The sequence below is a fragment of the Streptomyces sp. NPDC030820 genome (assembly GCF_055572075.1).
The window spans coordinates 58239-80926 of the sequence record NZ_JBVIEB010000021.1 but is presented as its reverse complement, the minus strand read 5'-3'; the positions used below and the strand labels follow the sequence as shown (position 1 = coordinate 80926).

General features: G+C 72.6%; 21 protein-coding genes. 15 read left to right on the top strand and 6 right to left on the bottom strand.

Features of this window, described 5'->3' with window-relative positions:
• Positions 1-10: 10 nt before the first annotated feature.
• Both ACZ418_RS38685 and ACZ418_RS38680 read right to left on the bottom strand, forming a co-directional pair.
• Entirely contained in the window at positions 11-682 is a 672-nt protein-coding gene (locus ACZ418_RS38685; RefSeq protein ID WP_468372428.1) for an ABC transporter, read from the bottom strand.
• Positions 679-1557, bottom strand: coding sequence for an ABC transporter ATP-binding protein (locus ACZ418_RS38680; RefSeq protein ID WP_468372425.1), 879 nt, complete (start codon positions 1555-1557; stop codon positions 679-681). Before ACZ418_RS38680 ends, ACZ418_RS38685 begins: the two co-directional genes overlap by 4 nt.
• Before the next feature lie 87 nt (positions 1558-1644).
• Here ACZ418_RS38680 and ACZ418_RS38675 point away from each other — a divergent pair, with 87 nt between their 5' ends.
• The 7 genes from ACZ418_RS38675 (at position 1645) to ACZ418_RS38645 (ending at position 8921) form a co-directional block, all read left to right on the top strand.
• Entirely contained in the window at positions 1645-2361 is a 717-nt protein-coding gene (locus ACZ418_RS38675; protein ID WP_468372423.1) for a peptidyl-tRNA hydrolase, read from the top strand.
• Positions 2362-2370: 9 nt separating this feature from the next.
• The gene (locus ACZ418_RS38670; protein ID WP_468372420.1) at positions 2371-3009 is read left to right on the top strand and encodes a TetR/AcrR family transcriptional regulator; all 639 of its coding nucleotides are present in this window, start codon (positions 2371-2373) and stop codon (positions 3007-3009) included.
• Between the two features lie 78 nt (positions 3010-3087).
• Entirely contained in the window at positions 3088-3696 is a 609-nt protein-coding gene (locus ACZ418_RS38665; protein WP_468372418.1) for a TIGR03086 family metal-binding protein, read from the top strand.
• Positions 3697-3803: 107 nt separating this feature from the next.
• A complete protein-coding gene (locus ACZ418_RS38660) occupies positions 3804-5120 on the top strand; it encodes an MbnB/TglH/ChrH family RiPP precursor modification enzyme (protein ID WP_468372415.1) in 1317 nt (438 codons plus the stop codon).
• 323 nt (positions 5121-5443) lie between these two features.
• A complete protein-coding gene (locus ACZ418_RS38655) occupies positions 5444-6217 on the top strand; it encodes a DUF4142 domain-containing protein (RefSeq protein WP_468372413.1) in 774 nt (257 codons plus the stop codon).
• A gap of 106 nt (positions 6218-6323) precedes the next feature.
• Complete coding sequence (locus tag ACZ418_RS38650) at positions 6324-7103, top strand: TIGR04222 domain-containing membrane protein (protein WP_468372411.1); 780 nt, start codon at positions 6324-6326, stop codon at positions 7101-7103.
• Positions 7104-7274: 171 nt separating this feature from the next.
• Positions 7275-8921, top strand: coding sequence for an alpha/beta hydrolase (locus ACZ418_RS38645; protein WP_468372408.1), 1647 nt, complete (start codon positions 7275-7277; stop codon positions 8919-8921).
• Positions 8922-8940: 19 nt separating this feature from the next.
• Here the strand turns inward: ACZ418_RS38645 and hemQ are convergent, their stop codons facing one another.
• Complete coding sequence (gene hemQ, locus ACZ418_RS38640; protein WP_468372406.1) at positions 8941-9672, bottom strand: hydrogen peroxide-dependent heme synthase; 732 nt, start codon at positions 9670-9672, stop codon at positions 8941-8943.
• A 5-nt stretch (positions 9673-9677) separates the two neighbouring features.
• On the bottom strand, positions 9678-11132 hold the full coding sequence (hemG, locus tag ACZ418_RS38635) for a protoporphyrinogen oxidase (protein WP_468372402.1): 1455 nt from the start codon (positions 11130-11132) through the stop codon (positions 9678-9680).
• 139 nt (positions 11133-11271) lie between these two features.
• Between hemG and ACZ418_RS38630 the strand changes: the two genes are divergently transcribed.
• Positions 11272-12243 (top strand): DUF4349 domain-containing protein, encoded by a 972-nt coding sequence (locus tag ACZ418_RS38630; RefSeq protein ID WP_468372400.1) that lies wholly within the window; start codon positions 11272-11274, stop codon positions 12241-12243.
• 27 nt (positions 12244-12270) lie between these two features.
• Positions 12271-13695, top strand: a complete 1425-nt coding sequence (locus tag ACZ418_RS38625) for an FAD-dependent oxidoreductase (RefSeq protein ID WP_468372398.1) — start codon at positions 12271-12273, stop codon at positions 13693-13695.
• Here ACZ418_RS38625 and ACZ418_RS38620 read toward each other — a convergent pair.
• Positions 13679-13948, bottom strand: coding sequence for a hypothetical protein (locus ACZ418_RS38620; protein WP_468372396.1), 270 nt, complete (start codon positions 13946-13948; stop codon positions 13679-13681). The genes ACZ418_RS38625 and ACZ418_RS38620 overlap by 17 nt on opposite strands.
• Before the next feature lie 91 nt (positions 13949-14039).
• On the opposite strand from ACZ418_RS38620, the gene ACZ418_RS38615 reads away from it, so the two are divergent.
• A complete protein-coding gene (locus tag ACZ418_RS38615; protein ID WP_468372394.1) occupies positions 14040-14864 on the top strand; it encodes a rhomboid family intramembrane serine protease in 825 nt (274 codons plus the stop codon).
• 1 nt (position 14865) lies between these two features.
• Here the strand turns inward: ACZ418_RS38615 and hemE are convergent, their stop codons facing one another.
• On the bottom strand, positions 14866-15906 hold the full coding sequence (hemE, locus tag ACZ418_RS38610; RefSeq protein ID WP_468372543.1) for a uroporphyrinogen decarboxylase: 1041 nt from the start codon (positions 15904-15906) through the stop codon (positions 14866-14868).
• A gap of 159 nt (positions 15907-16065) precedes the next feature.
• On the opposite strand from hemE, the gene ACZ418_RS38605 reads away from it, so the two are divergent.
• The 5 genes from ACZ418_RS38605 (at position 16066) to ACZ418_RS38585 (ending at position 22670) form a co-directional block, all read left to right on the top strand.
• On the top strand, positions 16066-16743 hold the full coding sequence (locus tag ACZ418_RS38605) for a DUF3000 domain-containing protein (RefSeq protein ID WP_450983275.1): 678 nt from the start codon (positions 16066-16068) through the stop codon (positions 16741-16743).
• Between the two features lie 280 nt (positions 16744-17023).
• A complete protein-coding gene (locus tag ACZ418_RS38600; RefSeq protein ID WP_468372390.1) occupies positions 17024-17680 on the top strand; it encodes a LuxR C-terminal-related transcriptional regulator in 657 nt (218 codons plus the stop codon).
• Between the two features lie 179 nt (positions 17681-17859).
• The gene (locus tag ACZ418_RS38595; RefSeq protein WP_468372388.1) at positions 17860-19152 is read left to right on the top strand and encodes a ribonuclease D; all 1293 of its coding nucleotides are present in this window, start codon (positions 17860-17862) and stop codon (positions 19150-19152) included.
• 174 nt (positions 19153-19326) lie between these two features.
• A complete protein-coding gene (locus tag ACZ418_RS38590; protein WP_468372385.1) occupies positions 19327-20544 on the top strand; it encodes a thiolase family protein in 1218 nt (405 codons plus the stop codon).
• Positions 20541-22670 (top strand): 3-hydroxyacyl-CoA dehydrogenase NAD-binding domain-containing protein, encoded by a 2130-nt coding sequence (locus ACZ418_RS38585; RefSeq protein WP_468372383.1) that lies wholly within the window; start codon positions 20541-20543, stop codon positions 22668-22670. Before ACZ418_RS38590 ends, ACZ418_RS38585 begins: the two co-directional genes overlap by 4 nt.
• Positions 22671-22688 lie beyond the last annotated feature (18 nt).

Here is a 22688-nt window from a genome sequence, read left to right as displayed (position 1 = left end):
ACCGGCTTGCTCAGGGTGACCGTCGGGCGGTGAGCCGGCCGGCCGCGGCGAAGGCCACGGCGGTGAGCAGGGCCGCGCCGGCCAGCGGCAGCAGCGGCACCGGCGCGCGGCCGGTCTGCGAACCCGTGACCAGGCCCCGGACCGCGGCCTGCGCCGGGGATCCGGTGAGCACCACCGCCAGCAGCGCGCCCAGCAGCATCGCGGGCACCGCGCGGCCGGTGGAGCGCAGCAGCGGCCGGTTGGTGAGCGCGCCGACGGCCGCGCCGAGCAGTGCGCAGGTGAGCGTGGCCGGCAGTCCGGCCGCGCCCGCCCGCAGCAGGGGTACCGGGACCCGGTGCCCGTTGCTCGCCGGATCGCTGATCAGCGTCACCACCACGGTCGCCACCACCCCGAGCGCCACCGAGGCGAGCAGTGCCGTCAGCAGACAGGCGAGGTGCGCCCGGGCGGGGCCGCGCGCGGCGGCGACACAGGCGCGGGCCGCGTCCGGCTCGCCGGTGACACAGATCCGCACCAGCCAGGCGGCCACCGGGAGCAGACCGGCGGCCGTGTAGCCGAGCGAGTCGAGGACGGGCTGGCCGCTCTGCACGCCGATCCCGAGGAACGCGGCGTACAGGATCACCGGCGGCAGCCAGCGCTGGGAGCGCACCAGCAGGTCGGCCTGGTAGCGCAGGAGCGCGGTCATGGGCGGCTTCCGGGGGTCGGTACGGGGTCGTCCGGGGGCGGCGTGACGCTGACGACGTGCCAGGGCGGGCGGGCCGTGAGCAGGGTGCGCAGGACGATGTCGGAGTGGGAGGTGGGGATGGCGAGGCGGTGGACCCCGGGAGCGGTCTCCTCGGCGAAGGTGGCGATCCGGGCAGCGTCGGGCGGCAGCTCCCCGCCGGCCGGTCCGCGCACGGTGACGAGGGTGAGCGGTCCGGACGGTGAACTCCCGTGGTCCGTACGGCGCTTGAGACCGCCGCCGAGCACGGTGTACGTCGCGTCCGGTGCCCCCGCCAGCCGGCGCGGATCGTGGTCCACGAACACCACGGCGCCCCCGGCGGCGGTCCGCTCGGCCACCGCCCGCTCCAGCTCGGCCCGCGCCGCCGCGTCCAGTCCGGTCCACGCCTCGTCCAGCACCAGCAGCTCCGGCTCACCGAGCAGGGCCTGGGCGACGGCGACCTTCTGACTGCTCCCCTTGGACAGCTGCGCCATCGGCGTACCGGCGTGTGCCCCGGCGCCGAAGCGCTCCAGCCAGGTGCCTGCGGCGCGGTGTGCCGTCCGGCGGCTCAGGCCGTGCACCGTGCCGAGGCGGGTGAGGTAGCCGAGGGCGGTGAAGGGGAGGGCGGAGGGGAAGCGTTCGGGGACGTACGCGGTGCGGGGGCGGCCGGTGACACGGCCCTCGCTGGGGGCGTCGAGCCTTGCGAGGAGGCGGAGCAGGGTGGACTTTCCGGTGCCGTTCGCTCCTTCTACGCGGGTGAGGGTTCCGGGGGTGACGGTGAGGTCGACGCCTCTTAAGACCCAGGGGCCGCGGAGGCCGTAGCGGCGGCCTACTCCGGTCAGACGTAGATCACGTTGCATGAGGGTATTTTGGTCCGTCTCGCCCTCGGGCTCGATCGGCCGGCCGGCCGGTCGGACACAGCCCCGTGCCCCTTAAGGTTGGCTGATGTGAGCCGTGTTTCAGCCTCCCCCGGAGACAGCCCCTTCCAGGCCGAGCGCAATCCGCGCGACGAGGCGCCCCAGTTCGTGCTGCCCCTCGTCGTACGGATCGAGAAGAGCGCGCCACCGGCGCGTACCGACGCGCTGGAGACGGCTGCCCGGGCGGTGCTGGTGCTGCTCGGAGACGAGCGGGCGCACGGGGACGGCGAGTGGGCCGAGGCGGTGCGGAGCTGGGAGGACGCGCGGATCCGTAAGGTCGTACGGCGGGCCCGGGGCGCCGAGTGGCGGCGGGCCGGGGCGCTGCCGGGGATCACGGTGACCGGCAAGTCCGCGGAGGTACGGGTGTTCCCGCCGGTCCCGCTCGACGGCTGGCCCAAGGACCTGGCCAAGCTCCAGGTGTCCGGCACCGAACTGGACGACCCGGAGCCGCCCGTCGCCGCCGACCCGGCCCAGCCCGTGCTGTGGCTGAACCCGGAGCTGGAGATGTCGGCAGGGAAGGCGATGGCGCAGGCCGGGCACGGCGCCCAGCTGGCCTGGTGGGCGCTGTCCGACGCCGAGCGCACCGCCTGGCGGGACGCGGGCTACGCACTGGCCGTCCGTACGGCCGACCCCGCCGACTGGGCACGGCTGGCCGGCGGCGGCCTGCCGATGGTGCGGGACGCCGGCTTCACGGAGATCGCGCCGGGCAGCTGCACGGTCGTCGCCGACCATCCGGCGCTGCGCTAGGAGGGGCCGATGACGCGGGTCGACGGGCGGGTCGAACGGGGCAACCGCACCCGCCGGCTGGTGCTGCGCCGCACGGTGGACATCGCCTCGGTCGAGGGCCTGGAGGCGCTCACCGTCGGCCGGCTCGCCGCCGAGCTGGAGCTCAGCAAGAGCGGGGTGTTCGCGCTCTTCGGCTCCAAGCAGGAACTGCAGCTGGCCACCATTCGGGAAGCGGCGCGGATCTTCACCGAGCGGGTGCTCCGGCCCGCCGCCGAGAGCCCGCCCGGCGTCGGCCGGGTGTGGCGGCTGTGCGAGCTGTGGCTGGAGTACTCGCGCGGCCGGGTGTTCCCGGGCGGCTGCTTCTTCTACGGCGCCATGGCCGAGTTCGACGCGCGGACCGGGCCGGTGCACGACGCCGTGGTCCGTGCACAACGCGACTGGTCTGCCCATGTCGAGCGCACGATCGACGAGGCCCGCACGGCGGGTGAGCTGCGCGGCGACACCGATGTCGCGCAACTCGCCTTCGAGGTGGTGGCGTTGCTGGAGACGGCGAACGCGCTGTCGGTGCTGCACGACGAGGACACCGGGTACCGCAGGGCGCGGGTGGCCATCGCGGAACGGCTGCGCGGTGCGGCCGTGGACGGCGTCCGGCTTCCCCAATTCACCTGAGAGATAAACGACTTGGCGAGGGGGGGGACGCCGCCGAAAAAATAAGCACGTCCGTTCGCTTTGTTTTATGCTCGGGCCATGACTCTCACCGGAGCGGACCTCGTCGAACTCGACCGGATCGCCGTCCAGGAGGCCGTCCGCGTGGTGAACCTGGCCGCGGACGCCGACTGGACTCGGGACACCCCCTGCGCGGGCTGGACCCTGCGGCAGCTCGTCGCGCACATGACCGCACAGCACTTCGGGTTCGCCGCCGCGGCACGCGGGGCGGGGCGGGAGCCGGAGCACTGGCGGGAGCCGGAGGACATGAGCGAGCCCGCCCGGGTCCACCGGTCGGCAGCCGCCACGGTCCTGTCGGCCTTCGCCGAACCGGGCGCCACCAAGCGCGAGTTCGCGCTGCCGGAGCTGGGCGGTGACTTCCCGGGCGACCGGGCGGTCGGCTTCCACTTGATCGACTACGTGGTCCACGCCTGGGACGTCGCCGCCGCCCTCGGCATCACCGTGGAACTACCCGAGCATGTGCTCGTCGCAGCGCTCGCCGTGGCCCGCCGGGTGCCGACCGACCCCGCCCGGCGCGGCCCGGGCTTCGCCTTCGCCCCGGCGCTGGAGGTACCCGAGGGCGCCAGCCCGCTGGAGGAGGCACTGCGTGTGCTGGGACGCAGTCCGGATCGGTGGCCGGCCCGGGGCTGAAGCTCAAATGTTGCTCTGAACACGGCAGGGAGGAGGTTCAGGTCCGGACGCCGGGGCCATACCCCCGTCATTCGGCGGAGAGGTTCGCTCGACGGAGGGGAGGAGCCATGCGGCTACTGGGCACGGGGATCGGCTGGCGGCCGGAGATCGCGGACGCCGTGGAGCGCATGCCGGGCATCGACTGGGTGGAGGTCGTGGCGGAGAACGTCTGCCCCGGCCACCTTCCCGAGTCGCTGCTGCGGCTGCGCGAGCGCGGCGTGACCGTGGTCCCGCACGGCGTCTCCCTCGGCCTCGGCGGCGCCGACCGCCCCGAGGAGGCCCGGCTGACCGCACTGGCGGAGCGTGCGGAGGCCCTCGGTTCCCCCCTGGTCACCGAGCACATCGCGTTCGTCCGCGCGGGCGGCCCGCTCACCGCCTCCCCGCGCCTGGAGGCCGGGCACCTGCTGCCGGTACCGCGCACCCGGGACGCCCTGGACGTCCTCTGCGAGAACGTGCGCATCGCGCAGGAAGCCCTTCCGGTGCCGCTGGCCCTGGAGAACATCGCCGCACTGTTCTCCTGGCCGGGCGAGGAGCTGACCGAGGGGCAGTTCCTGTCCGAGCTGGTCGAGCGCACGGGCGTACGGCTGCTGATCGACGTGGCCAATCTGCACACCAACCACGTCAACCGGGGTGAGGACCCGACCGAGGCGCTGGCCGCGCTGCCCGTGGAGGCGATCGCCTACGTCCATGTCGCGGGCGGCTTCGAGCGGGACGGCGTCTGGCATGACAGCCACGCCCACCCCGTGCCCCGCCCGGTACTCGACATCCTGACCGGCCTCGCCTCCCGTACCGCGCCGCCCGGCGTCCTCCTGGAACGGGACGAGAACTTCCCCGAACCGGCCGAGCTGGAGCGGGAGTTGACGATGATCCGGGACGCGGTGGCGGCTGGTCGCACCCGGGCCGCCGGGAGTACGGGGGCCAGCGCCGCCGGTGGCTCGGCGGGCGGAGGTGTCGCCGTCCTGGCGCGGCCGACGGTCCGTGCGCGGGAGCGGCTCGCCGTCGCCCAGGCCGCCGTACTGTCCTCGCTGGTGGCCGGGACGCCGGTGCCCGAGGGGTTCGACCGGGTGCGGATGGGGGTGCAGGCACGGGCGCTCGCCTCGAAGCGGGCGGACGTGGTGGCCAAGGTGGCGCCCGAGCTGCCGGTGATTCTCGGCGCCGAGTACCGGGCGGCGTTCCTGGACTACGCCCGGGTGCGGCCGATGACCGGGGGCTATCGACGCGACGCGCTGGATTTCGCCGGGCACTTGGTGAAAGCGGGCCGGCCGGAGGAGCCGGTGTCTCGCCGGCAGCTCCGTGAGTGGTGGCTGGACCGGGCGGGTCCGGCACCGAGGTCCGGCGGACGGGTGGCTCGGGCGGCGCGGAGGGTACTGCTGCGGAGGGCGTGACATGGCGCCCGGTACCGGTGCCGGCCGGGGTCGGGCCGCTCACCGGCGCCGGCAGGGTGCCGCTATCTGTGGGACGGGTGCCGCCCCAGCGGCACGACTGCCCGCAGCTACGGCGCGAGTTCAGGTGCGGCAACTGCAACTCCCCAGGGGCGCGGGGAACTGCGCGGCCGGCCACAACGCCGCCGCAGACGCCAACACACCGCAACCCCCATGGCCCCCACGCGCACCCCCGAGCCCGGCGGCAGCCGCACGCAGCCGAGTAATATGCCGCCCGCACCCCACCCCCCATGCACAGTCGCGTGCGGTGCGCTACAGGAGGCGTCATGCGACCCCGACCCCCGGTCAAGGGCCGAGGCATATTCAGCGGCACAGGCCTCGTCATCGCGGCCCTCGCGGCGACCGCGGCGGCGCTGCTCTATCCGCTCTGGTCGTACGCCGACCGCCAGAACCCGGCGGCCGGTGCGACCGTCCTGAGCACGCAGACCGTGACGACCCCCTACGGCCCCCTGTCCGCGCAGGACCGGGACTTCATCACCAAGGTCCGGCTGGCGGGACTGTGGGAGCTGCCCGCCGGCGAGCTGGCGGAGCGCAAGGGGACCACGGCCGCCGTACGCACGGCGGGCCAGCACCTGGTCGACGGGCACACCTCGCTGGACGCCCATGTCCGCACCGTCGCCGCCCAGCTCGGGGTACCGCTGCCCAACGAGCCGAACGCACAGCAGCAGCAGTGGCTCGACACCCTGAACACGGCGCAGGGCCAGGACTTCGACCGCCGGTTCGCCGGCGTCCTCCGGCTCGCCCACGGCCGGGTGTTCGCGCTGGTCGCCGAGGTTCGGGCCGGCACCCAGAACTCCCTGGTCCGCGATCTCGCCGACGACGCGAACGCGACCGTCCTGGATCACATCAAGGTCCTGGAGGCGACCGGCTACGTCGACTTCGCGGCCCTCGCGAGGGAGCTGGCCTCCTCGCCCAGCCCCGTACCGACCCCGCCCGCCGTCGACCCGAGTGCCGCCGTGCCGGTCATCCCCTCGCCGGCCGAGTCGTACTCCCTGCCGCCCGCCACCACCAGCCCGCCGCCGGCGACCGGCGGGTCCTGACATCCCTGACCCGGGCGCGGAACGGAACGTCGCAGATCGCCGACACTGTGTCCGGATGCTGAACACGGCATGGCGTCCACCCAGGCCTCTGGCATAGAAACACGTCATGTTCTGGGTCCTTCTCCTGCTCCTGGCCTGGGCTTTCGCCGGTACGGCGTGCACCCGGCTGTGCCTGGCGGCCGTCCGCGCGGCAGCCCTGGACGCGGATGCCGCGACGGCGGACCGGGAGCGCGATCTGACGCTGTACGAGGCGGCCTTCCTCTCCGGCGGCCCGGCCCGGGTCGCCGATGTGACGATGGTGGCCATGGCCCGCCAGCGGCGCCTGCTGCTCGCGCACACCGGCTGGGCCACGGTGGTGGACCCCCAGGGGCGCGACGAGATGGAGCAGTCCGTCATAGGGGCCATAGGTCCGGAGGGGCAGTCGCGCATCGCACCCGTGCGGGCCCGGGCGGCAGGTGCCGAGGCGGTACGACGGCTCGCCGACCGGCTGGTGCGCGCCGGTCTCGCCGTCCCCGACGGCACCGGTGCGACCGTGGGTGCCGCCGTCCGCCAGGTGCGCACCGCCGTGCCGGCCGTGGCGCTGCTCGGGGTGACCGCGCTGCTGCTGCCCATCCAGACCGGGACGCCACGGCTGCTGGTCGCACTGTGGTTCGCCCTGCCCCTCGTCCTCTGCCTGAGCTGTCTGGCCATCGCCCGGTTCGAGGTGCACCCGTACTCGCGCTGGGCCTCCCCGGCCGGGCAGCGGCTGCTGGGCGCGCTGGTGCGCAGGCCGGCCGGCGACGAGCGGTCGTTCCTGACCTCGGTCGCGGTACGCGGGATCCGTGCGATCGGTGAGCCGCAACTGCGCGCCGCTTTCACCCACCGCGACCAGCCCTGGCGGGAGTGAGAGCGGCCGCGGTCTCTCCACAGGGTCGTTCCAGGGGCGCATAGGGGGCATTGACGCCGACACCGACCGGGTGGTGCTTGCCTTCACCATGGACCGAACGAAATATCCCTTTTGTTGTCGCCGGGGCCTGGCAGCCGTGCCATCGCCGCCGCCGCACCGAAGGGATACGCGATGAGAGCTGCCGCCCTGTACTCGGCCGCCGGGTTCTTGCTGCTGACCACCCTGGCCGCCGCCCCGGCGGGCGGTGCGGTCGGCGCGGCTGGGCGGCCGGCCGCCCCCGGCACGGCCGAGCTGCGCGGCACCGAGGTGGCCGTGGCCCACGCCCGGGCGGCCGGCATCGACTTCGGCACGTGTTCCGCCGCCGACGTACCGGAGGCGCCCCGCACTCTGCGGTGCGGCACGGTGACCGTCCCGCTCGACTACGCCCACCCGGACGGCGCCCAGATCGAACTGACCGTCAGCCGGCTCCCGGCGACGCATAAGGACCCGCGCAACAGCAAGCGGAAGGTCCCCCGGCAGGGCGCCCTCGTCTACAACCCCGGCGGCCCCGGCGCGTCCGGCATGTACTTCCCGCTGAGCGGCGCGGTCCCGCAGTGGCAGCGGATCGCCGCCGCCTACGACCTGGTCGGCTACGCCCCGCGCGGCGTGGGCCGTTCGGCGCCGCTGTCCTGCGCGGACCCGAAACGCTTCGTCAAAGCGCCCACCGCGGCGCCGACCCACCCTACGGAGGCTTTCAAGCGGCAGCGCATCGCCGAGGCCAAGGCGTACGCGCGCGGCTGCGCCCGGCGCTCGGGGAGCAGGCTGCGTTTCTACACCTCGCTGAACAACGCCCGGGACCTCGACGTGCTGCGGGCCGCGCTGGGCGAGGACCGGCTGACCTTCGTCGGAGCGTCGTACGGCACCTACTTCGGCGCGCTGTACGCGACCATGTTCCCCTCGCACGTACGGCGCATGGTGCTGGACTCGGCGGTGAACCCGGACCCGGAGAAGGTCTGGTACCGCGACAACCTCGACCAGTCGGCCGCCTTCGAGGACCGCTGGGCGGACTTCCGGGACTGGATCGCCCGCCACGACGACGTCTACAAGCTCGGGAACACCGCAGAGAAGGTGCAGCGCAGCTACGACACCGCCCGCCGACGCCTGGGCGGGAAGGCGGCCGGCGGAAAGGTCGGTCCCGGCCAGCTGCAGAACGCGTTCCTGACGGCCACGTACTACGACGACTTCTGGCCGAGCAGGGCCGAGGCGCTCTCGGCCTATCTGCACGGCGACTCGAAGCCGCTGGTCCGGCTGGCCGCGCCGGGCACGGAGACGGCCGCCGAGGCGGAGAACGGCAGCGCGGTCTACACGGCCGTGGAGTGCAACGACGCGCCCTGGCCGACGGACTGGAAGGTGTGGGACCGGGACAACACCCGGCTGGCCCGGTCGGCGCCGTTCGAGACATGGGCCAACGCCTGGACGAACCTGCCGTGTGCGTACTGGCCCGCGCCCCGGCAGCAGCCGCTGGACGTGCGGACCGGGCCGGGTGAGCTGCCGCCGGTGCTGATCCTGGCGGCCGAGCGGGACGCGGCGGCACCGTACCCGGGGGCGCTGGAGATGAACCGGCGGCTGGCCGGCTCGGTGCTGGTGACCGAGCGGGACGCGGGGACGCACGGGATCGGGGGCGGGCCGAACCAGTGCGTCAACGGCCACCTCGACGCGTACCTGCTGGAGGGGCGGGTTCCGGGGCGGCGCACGTCGTGCGCGCCGCACCGGTTGCCTCCGGCGGATCGGCCGGCAAAAGAGGCTCAGCGAGGCCTTTTGAGGAGCGGCCGGCGCTGACGCCCCTTGCGGGGGCGCTTCAGGCCAGGCCCGCCACCAAGTCGCCGATGTCCTTGCGGCGGCCCGTGAAGAACGGGATTTCCTCGCGGACGTGCATGCGGGCCTCGGAGCCGCGCAGGTGGCGCATGAGGTCGACGATGCGGTAGAGCTCGTCGGCCTCGAAGGCCAGGATCCACTCGTAGTCGCCGAGGGAGAACGAGGCGACCGTGTTGGCGCGCACGTCCGGGTAGCCGCGGGCCATCTTGCCGTGGTCGGCGAGCATGCGGCGGCGGTCCTCGTCGGGCAGCAGATACCAGTCGTAGCTGCGCACGAAGGGGTACACGCTGACGTAGTTGCGCGGGGTCTCGTCGGCGAGGAACGCCGGGATGTGCGAGCGGTTGAACTCGGCGGGGCGGTGCAGCGCCATGTTGGACCACACGGGCGTGAGGGCGCGGCCCAGCCTGGTGCGGCGGAAGAGGTTGTACGCCTCCTGCAGCTGGTCGCTGGTCTCGGCGTGCCACCAGATCATGAGGTCGGCGTCGGCGCGCAGGCCGGAGAGGTCGTAGGTGCCGCGGATCGTCACGTCCTTGGCGGCGAGCTGGTCGAACAGCTCCTGGACCTCGTCGGCGTAACCCGCGCGGTCCTCGGGCAGCACATCCTTCAGCTTGAAGACCGACCAGAGGGTGTAGCGGATGACCTCGTTGAGGTCCTTGGCCAGCTTGCCCTTGTTCGGGATCCTGCCGGACTCGGTGGTGGGGGCATCGTCACTCATGGTCCCTATTCTCCCGCTCCGCCGTGGAGGCTCTGCACCGGGTTGGCCATGAGCTCCCGGATTCCGCTCAGGTCGCCGCCGAGCTGGTCGACGGCCGCGTACGCGCTCGCGACGCAGGCCGGGATGCCGACGCCGTCGTACTGCGCGCCGCACACCGCGAGGCCCGGCAGCTTGGCCACGTGCTCGCGGATGCGGGCCACGCGCGCGTGATGCCCGACCGGGTACTGCGGCAGGCCGTCGGTCCAGCGGGTGACCCGGGTCTCGAGGGGCACGGCGTCCAGGCCGGTGGCCTCCCGCAGGTCGTGCCGGGACACCTCGACGAGGGCGGCGTCGTCCCGCTGGAGGATCTCCGTCTCGCCGTGCCGGCCCACGGAGGTACGCAGCACCAGCACGTCCGGGCCCTCCTCGGCGATCCAGCCCCATTTGCGGGAGGCGAACGTGGACGCCTTGATGGTGCGGCCGTCGACGGGGGGCACGAGGAAGCCGCTGCCCTCCGGGAGGTCCACGTCCGCACGCCGGTAGGCGAGGGTGACCAGAGCCATCGAGGCGTACTCGACAGCGGCGAGTTCGGCCGCCGCGGCCGGGGCCTCGGCGCGCAGCAGCCGCGCGGCGGCCGGGGCGGGTACGGCGACGATCACGGCGTCGGCGTGCAGCACGCGCTCCCTGGCGGTGATCCGCCAGCCGCCGGACGCCTCGCGGCGCAGCTCGGTGACCGGCGTGCCGGTCAGGATCTCCCCGCCCCGCGCCCGCACCGACTCCGCGACCGCGAGCGGCAGGGTGCCGACCCCGCCCTCGATGCCCATGAAGACCGGCCCGGTCTGCTGGTTCGCCGCCGCCCTGGCCTGGATCTCGCGGACTCCCTCGGTGAGGGAGGTGTGGGTGCGGGCGGCCTGGAAGAGCTGGGGGACGGCCGCGCGCATCGAGATGCGGTACGCGTCGCCCGCGTACACCCCGCCGAGCAGGGGCTCGACCAGGCGGTCGACGACTTCGCGGCCGAGCCGTGCGGCCACGTACTCCCCCACGGCCACGTCGTCGCCGACCTCGGTGCGCGGCAGGTCGGCGTCGCGCTCGATGCGGGCCAGGCCCTCGCCGGAGAGCACGCCGGAGAGCGCGGCGGCGGTGCCGGGGACGCCCATCACATGGCCCTTGGGCATCGGGCGCAGGGCGCCGCGGGTCCAGATCGAGGCGGTCGCGGTGGCCGGCGGATGGAGACGCTCGGTCAGACCGACCTCGCGTGCCAGGGTCACGGCCTCGGGGCGGCGCGCGAGCATCGACTCGGCGCCGAGGTCGACCCGCACGCCCGCGATCTCGCCGGGCAGCAGCTTGCCGCCGACCCGGTCCGCGGCCTCCAGCACGGTCACCCGCGCGCCGCGCCCGAGCAGCCGGTGGGCGGCGGCCAGCCCGGCGACACCGGCTCCGATGACGACGACATGCCCCGTGGGCGTACCCGTTGCGCTCATGCCCCCACTTTCTCAGACCCCAGTGACACTCCGGCCAGGGCCCGAGGTCCTCCTGCAGGGGGACTGTTGGCCGAACGTTCCGGCACCTTGGGCCGTCGTAGGAACGTCACAGGCCGCAGAGCCCTCGGGGGTACCGCCCATGCGCACAGCACGTTCCGCACGACCCGCACGTCCCGCCAGGGCCCTGGCGGGGATCCTGCTCGCCGCCTCCCTCGCTCTCGCCGGGTGCGGCGGCGCCGACGACTCCGGGGGCGGTTCCTCGGCGAAGTCCGCGGCGAACGGCGCCGACGTGGCCACCGGACCGGGCACGGCCGACAGCGCGAGGCCCGCCGCACCGAAGACACCCCGGCTCACCCAGAACGCGATCATCCGCACCGCGACCCTCACCCTCCGGGTCAGGGACGTGCCGAAGGCCCTGGACCAGGCCCGGACCACCGCGCAGGACGCGGGCGGCTACGTCGGCGAGGAGAGCACGAGCCGGGACGCCGCCGGCCATGAGCACACCCGGGTCGTGCTGCGCGTGCCCAGCGCGAAGTACGACGAGGTGCTCGCCGGACTCCAGGGCACGGGCCGGCTGATCGACCGTACGGCCCAGGCGCAGGACGTCACCGACCAGGTCGTGGACGTGGACAGCCGCGTCAGGTCGCAGCGGGCCAGCGTCGACCGGATCCGCGCGCTGATGGCCCGGGCGACGAAGCTGAGCGATGTGGTCGAGCTGGAGGGCGAGTTGAGCAGCCGTCAGGCCGACCTGGAGGCGCTGCTGGCCCGGCAGGCGTCCCTGAAGGACCGCACGAGCCTCGCCACCATCACGCTGTCGCTGTCCGGGACGCCGGTGCGGAAGGCGGCCGGTGACGACTCCCCCGGCTTCGTGGACGCCCTGTCCGGCGGCTGGCACGTGTTCGTGACCATGCTGCGCTGGATCGTCCTCGCGCTCGGCGCCGCCCTGCCGTTCGCTGCGTGCGCGGCCCTGCTGACGATGCTGTGGCTGCGGGTCGTACGGCCCCGGCTGCCGCGCCGGCGGGAGCCCGCGCCCGCGATGAGCGCGCTGGGGCCGCTGCCGTCGGCCCGCCCCGCGCCGGAGTCCGCCGAGGAGCAGCCCGACCGGGACTGACCTGCCCGCGCCCCGTAGCGTGGTGCCATGAGCATGCGCGGCGGGCGGGGCGGAACGGAACGACTGGTCGTGATCGGCGGCGACGCCGCGGGCATGTCCGCGGCGTCGCAGGCACGCCGGCTGAAGGGGCCCGGCGAACTGGAGATCGTGGCCTTCGAACGCGGCCACTTCACCTCCTTCTCGGCGTGCGGCATCCCGTACTGGGTGGGCGGCGACGTCCCCGAACGGGACGACCTGATCGCCCGCACCCCCGAGGAGCACCGGGCGCGGGGAATCGATCTGCGGCTGCGCACCGAGGTCACGGAGATCGACGTGGCCGGAGCACGGGTACGCGCGCGTGACGTCGATTCCGGCGCCGAGTCCTGGACGCCGTACGACAAACTCGTCATCGCGACCGGCGCCCGCCCCGTCCGCCCCGACCTGCCCGGCGTGGACGCCCCCGGGGTGCACGGCGTGCAGACCCTGGACGACGGCCAGGCCCTGCTGGAAACGCTGGCACGCACGCGTGGCCGCACAGCCGTGGTCGTGGGCGCCGGCTACATCGGCGTGGAGATGGCGGAGGCGCTGATCAACCGCGGCTTCGAGGTGACGGTCGTCAACCGCGGCAAGGAGCCCATGTCGACGCTCGATCCGGACATGGGCCGTCTGGTGCACCGGGCCATGGAGGGCCTAGGCATCACCATGGTGAACGACGCCGAGGTCACCAAGATCCTCACCGGGGAGGACGGCCGGGCCCGTGCGGTGGCCACGGAGGACGCCGAGTACCCGGCGGACGTGGTCGTCCTCGGCATCGGTGTCCGCCCGGAGACCGCCCTCGCGAGGGCCGCCGGTCTTCCCCTCGGCGCGCACGGCGGCCTGCTCACCGACCTCGCGATGCGGGTGCGCGGCCACCGGAACATCTGGGCGGGCGGCGACTGTGTGGAGGTGCTCAACCTCGTCTCGGGCCAGGACCAGTACGTCCCGCTCGGCACCCATGCCAACAAGCACGGCCAGGTCATCGGCACCAACGCCGGTGGTGGTTACGCCACTTTCCCGGGCGTGGTCGGCACGGCGGTCAGCAAGGTCTGCGACCTGGAGATCGCCCGCACCGGTCTGCGCGAGAAGGACGCCGACCGGGTGGGCCTGCAGTACGAGACGGTCACCATCGAGTCCACCAGCCGCGCCGGCTACTACCCGGGCGCCTCCCCGATGACGGTCAAGATGCTCGCCGAACGCCGCACCGGCCGGCTGCTCGGCGTCCAGATCGTCGGCAGTGAGGGCGCGGCGAAACGGGTCGACATCGCCGCGGTGGCGCTGACCGCGCAGATGACGGTGGAACAGATGACAGCCCTGGACCTGGGCTACGCCCCGCCCTTCTCACCGGTGTGGGACCCGGTCCTGGTGGCGGCGAGAAAGGCGACGGCGAAGATGCGCGTTCCCCAGGCTGTTCCCCTTCCTAGGCCGTTCCGCTGATGCGGGGCAGAGCGGAGACGGCTGCGGGCGGCTGCTCCCCCGCCGGTTTCGCGTGCGTGGCGGTCGGCCGGGTCGACCGCAGCCGATAGCTGACCGCCTCGTCCAGCGTCACGGGCCGCTGCATCTGCGAAGCCAGCCGTCCGGCGTCCTGGCCGAGCCGTGCGACGTCCTCCCAGGGGAGCCGTACGACCAGGGAGATCTCCGCCTCGCCGTCGGGCAGCGCATGCATCGGAGGAATGATTCGTTCGCTCATCGCCTGTCCTCACGTCGGTTGACGAGAGATACGCACACTCACCCCGCGCTGTTCACCGATTCGCCCGCCGCATCCCGGGCACTACTTCTGTGTGGTCATCCCCGTCCATGACGTGAACCCGGTGCGCCGCACCCCCTGGGTGACGTACGCCCTCATCGCCGCCAACGTCCTGGTGTTCGTCACCACGCCCGGCATAGCCGGCTCGGTGGCCGGCGGCAGCGACCTGGCGCAGTTGTGCCATCTGCAGGCCTTCATGGACCACTACGCGGCGGTCCCCAGAGAGCTGATCCACCATCAGATGCCCAGACTGGTCCCGACGGGCGGCGTCGGTGTGGGCCCGCACGGTCCGGGCTGTGTCGCGGCACCGCCGGCCTACGACAAGTCGCCGCCGCTGTCGGTCTTCACGGCCATGTTCCTGCACGGCAGCTGGCTGCACCTGCTCGGAAACATGCTCTTCCTGCTGATCTTCGGCAACAACGTCGAGGACCGGATGGGCCACATCCGCTTCTTCCTCTTCTACGTCGTCTGCGGTTACGCGGCCGGATACGGTTTCGCGCTGCTCAACGACACCTCGGGCGACCCGCTGATCGGCGCGTCCGGCGCGATCGCGGGGGTGCTCGGCGCCTACATCGTGCTGTGGCCCAGGGCGCGGGTCTGGGTCCTCGTCCCGTTCCTGGTCTTCCTGCCGCTCCGGCTGCCCGCCTGGCTGGTGCTGGGCTTCTGGTTCCTGCTGCAGGCGGCCTACTCGTCCGGGCACGGCGTGTCCGGGGCGGGCACCGTGGCGTACGCGGCGCACGTGGTCGGATTCGTGGCCGGCATGCTGCTGGCCTGGCCGCTCAAGCCCGGCACACCTCCCCCGCCGGAGCCGCGCGGCCTGCTGTTCGGCAGGCGGGCACGGCCCCGTTACACCTGGTGAGTCAGCGCGCGGTCGCGGTGTGGACGTACTCCACGAGCCGGGTCAGCGCGTCCGGGTCGGTGTTCGGCAGCACGCCGTGGCCGAGGTTGAAGACATGGCCCTCCAGACCGGCGGCCGCGTCCAGCACCTCGCGGGCCTTGGCCTCGACGGTGTCCTTGTCGGTGAACAGGACCGTCGGGTCGAGGTTGCCCTGGAGCGCCTTGCCGGGGCCGACGCGGCGCTGCGCCTCGTCCAGCGGGACACGCCAGTCGACGCCGACCACGTCCGCGCCGGCCTCGCCCATGAGCTTCAGCAGCTCGCCGGTGCCGACACCGAAGTGGATGCGCGGGACGCCGTAGCCGGCGACGGCGTCGAAGACCTTCGCGGAGGCGGGCATGGCCGAGCGCCGGTAGTCCGCCGGGGCGAGGGCGCCGACCCAGGAGTCGAACAGCTGGACCGCGCTCGCGCCGGCCTCGATCTGCACCTTCAGGAAGGCGGCGGTGATGTCGGCGAGGCGGTCCAGCAGGTCGGCCCACAGCTCGGGGTCGCCGTACATCATCGCCTTGGCGTTCTCGTACGTGCGAGAGGGGCCGCCCTCGACCAGGTAGCTCGCGAGGGTGAAAGGCGCGCCCGCGAAACCGATCAGCGGGGTGGCGCCCAGCTCCTTGGTGAGCAGGCCGATGGCCTCGGTGACGTAGGGGACGTCCTCGGGCGTGAGGTCGCGCAGCCGGGCCAGGTCGGCGCGGGTGCGGATGGGCTCCTCGACGACCGGGCCGACGCCCGGCTTGATGTCGAGGCCGACGCCGACGGCCTTCAGCGGGACGACGATGTCGCTGTAGTAGATCGCCGCGTCCACGTGGTGGCGGCGCACCGGCTGCAGCGTGATCTCGGCGACCAGCTCGGGCCGCATGCAGGACTCCAGCATGGGGATGCCCTCGCGCACCTTGCGGTACTCGGGCAGGGAGCGGCCGGCCTGGCGCATGAACCACACGGGGGTGTGCGGCACGGGTTCGCGCCTGCACGCCTTGAGGAAGGCGCTGTCGTACGTCGCTGTCGGCTGCATGCTGGTCTTGGCGGTCACAAGGGCAAGTTTCGCATGCCGTCGGATGCGTCTCGCCCCCGACCGGTGCCGGCCGGGAGTCGGGGCGCTCGCCCGCAGCCACGTGCGTCGCGGTGGTGTCTTGCCCTGCACGAAGGCCCCGTTCCCCTTACTCTTCCCCGCATGGCTGCGGCTCACGGACGAATGTCGGACAGCGCTGACGGAATGGACGATGTGAAGGACACCGAGGAGGCGGACCGGCGTTCCGGAACTTCGGGGCCGCCGGCGTTCCAGGCCGCGGTCGACGCCCTGCGCAGCAGCCGGTTGCGGCCTCAGGTCGAGGTGGAGCCCACGCCCGCCCCGCAGCGGCTCGCCCCGTACGCGTACGCGCTGGAGGCCGTGGTGGTCGACGGCGAGCAGGAGCTGGCCGACGGACGACTGGTGCTGTTGCACGACCCGGCGGGGCACGACGCCTGGCGCGGGACCTTCCGGCTGGTGACGCTGGTGCGCGCGGAGCTGGAGCCGGAGATGGCCGCCGATCCGCTACTGCCCGAGGTCTGCTGGTCGTGGCTGACCGGGGCGCTGCAGGCGCGCGGGCTCGGCTACGGCGAGCCGAGCGGGACGATCACGCGCGCGAGTTCGCACTACTTCGGCGGGCTGGCCGAGCGGCCGGCGGCCTCGCAGATCGAGATCCGGGCGTCCTGGACGCCCCGCGAGGGTCTCGGCGGAGTGCCGGACACCGCCTCCCATCTGGCCTCCTGGTGCGATCTGCTGGCCCAGGTCGCGGGGCTGCCGCCGGCCGGTCCGGGCGACGCCTCGGTGGTGACGCTGCCGCAGCGCAGGGGCCCGCAGTCACGCTGAGCGAAGCCGTCGAACCGGCGGTTCATCCGCATGGGCGCCATATTGACCATCTCTTTGTCGATACGGCCACTTTCCGACCCCGAATCGAATCGGCTCGAACCGATTCGATCTTCGGATGATCGATCGCGCGTCCGAATTGCGCAGATTGTTACTCACTAGATCGTGATCATTCTCTAAAGGCGGACGACTTTGCTGCCGAAGACGACTGTGACCTTGAAAGCACGGTTCGTCCCGGCTTCCTCCCCACAAGCCGGCCCCGTCCCCCCACCCAGGAGGCCTGGTGTCCGTTCTCCTCGAGCAGCCCGCAAGCCTGGTCGCCTACCGCCCGAACAAGCCGACCGCCATGGTGGTCGTGGCCGACCCGCGCGTCCGTTCCACCGTCACCCGCCATCTGTGGGCGCTCGGCGTACGCGATGTCATCGAAGCCTCGTCCATCGCGGAGGCTCGTCCCCGCATCGGCAACCCGCGCGACATCTGCGTCGCCGACGTCCACCTGCCCGACGGCTCCGGCCTCACGCTGCTGTCCGAGACCCGCGCCGCGGGCTGGCCCAACGGGCTGGCGCTGTCCGCCGCCGACGACATCGGCGCGGTGCGCAACGCCCTGGCCGGCGGGGTCAAGGGTTACGTCGTCACCGGCACCCGTACCAACCTCGGCCTGCCCACCCGGCCCGGCGCCGCTCCCCTCGGCGCCGCCCGGATGCACCGCCGCCCCCCGGGTACCCCGAGCCACCCGGGCGGCTACCGCGAACTGTCCGGCCGCGAGGTCGAGGTGCTGCGGCTGGTCGCGGAGGGCCAGTCGAACAAGGCGATCGGCGTCTCCATGGGCCTGTCCGCCCTGACCGTCAAGAGCCACCTCGCCCGCATCGCCCGCAAGCTGGGCACGGGCGACCGGGCCGGCATGGTGGCCGTGGCCCTGCGCACGGGGATCATCCACTGAGCCGAGCCGACCAATCGATCATCGTTTACCGAGCCGCCCCACTGAGCCGTTCAGAGCAGCAGACGGTTCACTCACGTGAACCGCACCTTTCACCGACCTGACTGGTTTACGACCCTCCGGCGCCCGTCGACGGAACGTTCCGTCGACGGGCGCCGTCCACACACGGATACCCTTGACAGGTGACCGACGCCCAAGAGACCGCAGCAGACAGCTCCCTGCGCACCACCGGAGGCACCCCTCCGGACGACGCCGGATCTTCTGTGATGGGGGCGCCGACACCGCTGCTCGAACCCCGCGAGGGCATTCCGCCCGTCGTCGCGGACGAGGCCGCGCTCGCCAAGGTGGTCGCCGCCTTCGCCGCGGGCTCCGGCCCGGTCGCCGTCGACGCGGAGCGGGCCTCCGGCTACCGCTACGGCCAGCGCGCCTACCTGGTGCAGCTGCGCCGCGAGGGCGCGGGGACCGCGCTGATCGACCCCGTCGCCTGCCCCGACCTGTCCGGGCTCGGCGAGGCGCTGTCCGGCGTCGAGTGGGTGCTGCACGCCGCCACCCAGGACCTGCCCTGCCTGCGCGAGATAGGCATGGCCCCGGCCCGGCTCTTCGACACCGAGCTGGCCGGACGGCTCGCCGGGTTCCCCCGGGTCGGCCTCGGTGCCATGGTCGAGAACGTGCTCGGCTTCGTCCTGGAGAAGGGCCACTCCGCCGTCGACTGGTCGACCCGGCCGCTGCCCGAGCCGTGGCTCAGGTACGCCGCGCTCGACGTGGAACTCCTCGTCGACCTGCGCGACGCCCTGGAGAAGGAGCTGGACCGGCAGGGCAAGCTGGAGTGGGCCCTGCAGGAGTTCGACGCGATCGCGGCCGCGCCGCCGGCCGAGCCGAGGAAGGAGCCGTGGCGCCGCACGTCCGGGATGCACAAGGTGCGCAGGCGCCGGCAGCTCGGTGTCGTACGGGAACTGTGGGAGACGCGGGACCGGATCGCACAGCGGCGGGACGTCTCGCCGGGCAAGGTGCTCAGTGACGCCGCCATCGTGGAGGCGGCGCTCGCTCTCCCGGCCAACGTCCACGCGCTCGCGGCGCTGAACGGGTTCGGGCACCGGGTGGGACGGCGGCAGCTGGAGCAGTGGCAGGCGGCGGTCGACCGGGCCAAGGCCCTGCCGGACTCCGCGCTGCCCCAGCCGGGTCAGCCCGTGACCGGGCCTCCGCCGCCGCGCGCCTGGGCCGACAAGGATCCCGCCGCCGCGGCCCGGCTCTCCGCAGCCCGGGCGGGGGTCACTGCTCTTGCCGAGCAGCTCAACATGCCCCAGGAGAACCTGGTGTCTCCGGACACGGTCCGGCGGATCTGCTGGGAACCACCGAAGGTGATCGACGCCGGCTCGGTGGAGACCGCACTGGCCGGATACGGGGCGCGGGCGTGGCAGGTGGAGCTGGTGACGCCGGTGCTGGTCGCCGCGCTGGCCAAGAACCAGGGTGCCTGACCGCCGTAGGGCTTGATCGCGTTCGGCGCCTGCGGGTCGAGATCAAGCCATACCGCATGCCGCGGTGGTGTGACCTTCGCCGCTCCAGCGGAGGGGACTGGGCAGCAACATTACTCACAAGTAGCATGTGTTTAAGCAAGCGCTCAGCATCCCGCACCCTGGAGGAGAGCCATCGTGCCTCGTACCGTCAGGGACGTCGTCTTCGTCGACGGCGTCCGCACCCCGTTCGGCAAGGCGGGCCCGAAGGGCATCTACCACGAGACCCGCGCCGACGACCTTGTCGTGAAGGCGATCCGGGAGCTGCTGCGCCGCAACCCCGGTCTGGACCCCAAGAAGATCGACGAGGTCGCCATCGCCGCGACCACGCAGATCGGTGACCAGGGGCTCACCCTCGGCCGCACGGCCGGCATCCTGGCCGGGCTTCCGCAGTCCGTGCCCGGTTACTCGATCGACCGCATGTGCGCCGGCGCCCTGACCGCCGTGACGACCACCGCCGGTTCGATCGCGTTCGGCGCCTACGACGCCGTCATCGCCGGTGGTGTCGAGCACATGGGCCGCCACCCCATGGGCGAGGGCGTGGACCCGAACCCGCGGTTCGTCTCCGAGAAGCTGGTCGACGAGTCCGCCCTCTTCATGGGCATGACCGCGGAGAACCTGCACGACCGCTACCCGCACATCACCAAGCTGCGCGCCGACGAGTACGCGGTGCGCTCGCAGGAGAAGGCCGCCAAGGCGTACGCCAACGGCAAGATCCAGCAGGACCTGGTGCCGATCTCGGTGCGCCGCACCAACCCGGAGGGCGGCGAGACCGGCTGGGGTCTCGTGACCGCGGACGAGCCGATGCGCCCGGGGACCACCCTGGAGAGCCTGGCCGGTCTGAAGACGCCGTTCCGTGTGCACGGCCGGGTCACCGCCGGTAACGCGGCCGGTCTGAACGACGGCGCCACCGCCTCGATCATCGCCTCCGAGGACTTCGCCCGCGAGAACGGCCTCCCGGTCAAGATGCGGCTCGTCTCCTACGCCTTCGCGGGCGTCGAGCCGGAGGTCATGGGTTACGGCCCGATCCCGGCCACGGAGAAGGCCCTCGCCAAGGCGGGCCTCGGCATCTCCGACATCGGTCTCTTCGAGATCAACGAGGCCTTCGCCGTCCAGGTCCTGGCCTTCCTCGACCACTACGGCATCGCGGACGACGACGAGCGCGTCAACCAGTACGGCGGCGCCATCGCCTTCGGTCACCCGCTGGCCTCCTCCGGCGTCCGTCTGATGACGCAGCTGGCCCGCCAGTTCGAGGAGCAGCCCGAGGTCCGCTACGGCCTGACCACCATGTGCGTCGGCTTCGGCATGGGCGCGACGGTCATCTGGGAGAACCCGCACTTCGAGGGGGACAAGTGAGCACCACCGCCGAGCTTCTGAAGCAGGCCGCACAGCAGTTCCCCGACGAGGTCGTCACCAGTGCGCACGTACGCCACTTCGACCTGCCGTTCGGCGCCGGCCGCTTCGCGCTGATCACGCTGGACAACGGTTTCGACCACACCAAGCCGACCACCTTCGGCCCCGGCTCGCTGGCGAACCTGAACACCGCCATCGACCAGGTCGAGAAGGAGGCGGCGGACGGCGAGATCGTCGGCGTCGGCATCACCGGCAAGCCGTTCATCTTCGCGGTCGGCGCCGACCTCAAGGGCGTCGAGGTCCTCAAGGAGCACGAGCACGCGCTCGCCATCGGCAAGGGCGGCCACGACGTCTTCAAGCGTCTGTCGAACCTGGCCGTCCCCACCTTCGCCTACTACAACGGCGCGGCGATGGGCGGCGGCGTCGAGGTCGGTCTGCACTGCACCTACCGCACGGTGTCGAAGGCCGTCCCGGCGTTCTCGCTCCCCGAGGTCTTCCTCGGCCTGGTCCCCGGCTGGGGTGGCTGCACCCTGCTGCCGAACCTGATCGGCGCCGACAAGGCCGTCTCGGTCATCATCGAGAACTCGCTGAACCAGAACAAGCAGCTCAAGGGCAAGCAGGTCTTCGAGCTCGGCATCGCCGACGCGATCTTCGAGGGCGCCGACTTCCTGGAGCAGTCGCTGATCTGGACCGCGCAGGTCCTCAAGGGCGACATCGAGGTCGAGCGTCCGGTGATCGACCGCGGTGAGGCCTGGGACCAGGCCGTCGCCAAGGGCCGGTTCATCGCGGACTCCAAGGTGCACGGTGCGGCCCCGGCCGCCTACCGCGCCCTCGACATCATCGCGGCCGCCAAGAACGGCGACCTGCAGCAGGGTTACGACGCCGAGGACCAGGCCCTCGCGGACCTGATCATGAGCGGTGAACTGCGCGCCGGTCTCTACGCGTTCAACCTGGTCCAGAAGCGCGGCAAGCGTCCCGCCGGGGCCCCGGACAAGAACCTGGCCCGCCCGGTCACCAAGGTCGGCGTCGTCGGCGCCGGTCTGATGGCCTCGCAGCTCGCCCTGCTCTTCCTGCGCCGCCTGGAGGTGCCGGTCGTGCTGACCGACATCGACCAGGAGCGCGTCGACAAGGGTGTGGGCTACGTCCACTCCGAGATCGACAAGCTGCTCGGCAAGGGCCGGATCAACCAGGACAAGGCCAACCGCCTCAAGGCGCTGGTCACCGGTGTCCTGGACAAGGCCGAGGGCTTCTCCGACGCGGACTTCGTCATCGAAGCCGTGTTCGAGGAGATCGGTGTCAAGCAGCAGGTGTTCGCGGAGGTCGAGGCTGTCGCCCCGGCACACGCGATCCTCGCGACCAACACCTCCTCGCTGTCGGTGACGGAGATGGCCTCGAAGCTCAAGCACCCCGAGCGGGTCGTGGGCTTCCACTTCTTCAACCCGGTCGCGGTCCTGCCGCTGCTGGAGATCGTCCGCGGCGAGAAGACCGACGACGCGTCGCTGGCCACCGCGTTCGCCGTCGCCAAGAAGCTGAAGAAGACCGCGGTTCTGGTCAAGGACGCCCCGGCGTTCGTCGTGAACCGCATCCTGACCCGCTTCATGGGCGAGATCCAGAACGTCATCGACGAGGGCACCCCGGTCGAGGTCGCCGAGAAGGCCGTCGAGCCGCTCGGTCTGCCGATGTCCCCGCTGGTGCTGCTGGAGCTGGTCGGTCCCGCGATCGGCCTGCACGTCTCGGAGACCCTGCACGGGGCCTTCCCGGACCGCTTCAAGGTCTCCCCGAACCTCAAGGCGGTCGTGGAGGCGGGCAAGCGCGGCTTCTACGTCTACGACAGCGGCAAGCCGGAGCTGGACCCGGAGGTCGCCGCGCTGCTGAAGCAGGGCGACGTCGTGCTGACCGAGGAGCAGGTCCGCGCCCGGGTCCTGGACGCGGTGGCGCAGGAGATCGGGCTCATGCTCGACGAGGGCGTCGTCGCCGAGGCCCAGGACATCGACCTGTGCCTCATCACCGGCGCCGGCTGGCCCTTCCACCTGGGCGGCATCACGCCGTACCTGGACCGCGAGGGCGTCTCGGAGCGCGTGAACGGCAAGAAGTTCCTGGCGCAGGGCGTGGCGAGCGTCCCCGCGTAACGCTTCGCTGACGAACGC

Coding starts and splice junctions, on each gene's coding strand:
- ACZ418_RS38685 (WP_468372428.1), bottom strand. CDS start 682: ATGACCGCGCTCCTGCGCTACCAGGCCGACCTGCTGGTGCGCTCCCAG.
- ACZ418_RS38680 (WP_468372425.1), bottom strand. CDS start 1,557: ATGCAACGTGATCTACGTCTGACCGGAGTAGGCCGCCGCTACGGCCTC.
- ACZ418_RS38670 (WP_468372420.1), top strand. CDS start 2,371: ATGACGCGGGTCGACGGGCGGGTCGAACGGGGCAACCGCACCCGCCGG.
- ACZ418_RS38665 (WP_468372418.1), top strand. CDS start 3,088: ATGACTCTCACCGGAGCGGACCTCGTCGAACTCGACCGGATCGCCGTC.
- ACZ418_RS38660 (WP_468372415.1), top strand. CDS start 3,804: ATGCGGCTACTGGGCACGGGGATCGGCTGGCGGCCGGAGATCGCGGAC.
- ACZ418_RS38655 (WP_468372413.1), top strand. CDS start 5,444: ATGCGACCCCGACCCCCGGTCAAGGGCCGAGGCATATTCAGCGGCACA.
- ACZ418_RS38650 (WP_468372411.1), top strand. CDS start 6,324: ATGTTCTGGGTCCTTCTCCTGCTCCTGGCCTGGGCTTTCGCCGGTACG.
- ACZ418_RS38645 (WP_468372408.1), top strand. CDS start 7,275: ATGAGAGCTGCCGCCCTGTACTCGGCCGCCGGGTTCTTGCTGCTGACC.
- hemQ (WP_468372406.1), bottom strand. CDS start 9,672: ATGAGTGACGATGCCCCCACCACCGAGTCCGGCAGGATCCCGAACAAG.
- hemG (WP_468372402.1), bottom strand. CDS start 11,132: ATGAGCGCAACGGGTACGCCCACGGGGCATGTCGTCGTCATCGGAGCC.
- ACZ418_RS38630 (WP_468372400.1), top strand. CDS start 11,272: ATGCGCACAGCACGTTCCGCACGACCCGCACGTCCCGCCAGGGCCCTG.
- ACZ418_RS38625 (WP_468372398.1), top strand. CDS start 12,271: ATGAGCATGCGCGGCGGGCGGGGCGGAACGGAACGACTGGTCGTGATC.
- ACZ418_RS38620 (WP_468372396.1), bottom strand. CDS start 13,948: ATGAGCGAACGAATCATTCCTCCGATGCATGCGCTGCCCGACGGCGAG.
- hemE (WP_468372543.1), bottom strand. CDS start 15,906: ATGCAGCCGACAGCGACGTACGACAGCGCCTTCCTCAAGGCGTGCAGG.
- ACZ418_RS38605 (WP_450983275.1), top strand. CDS start 16,066: ATGGCTGCGGCTCACGGACGAATGTCGGACAGCGCTGACGGAATGGAC.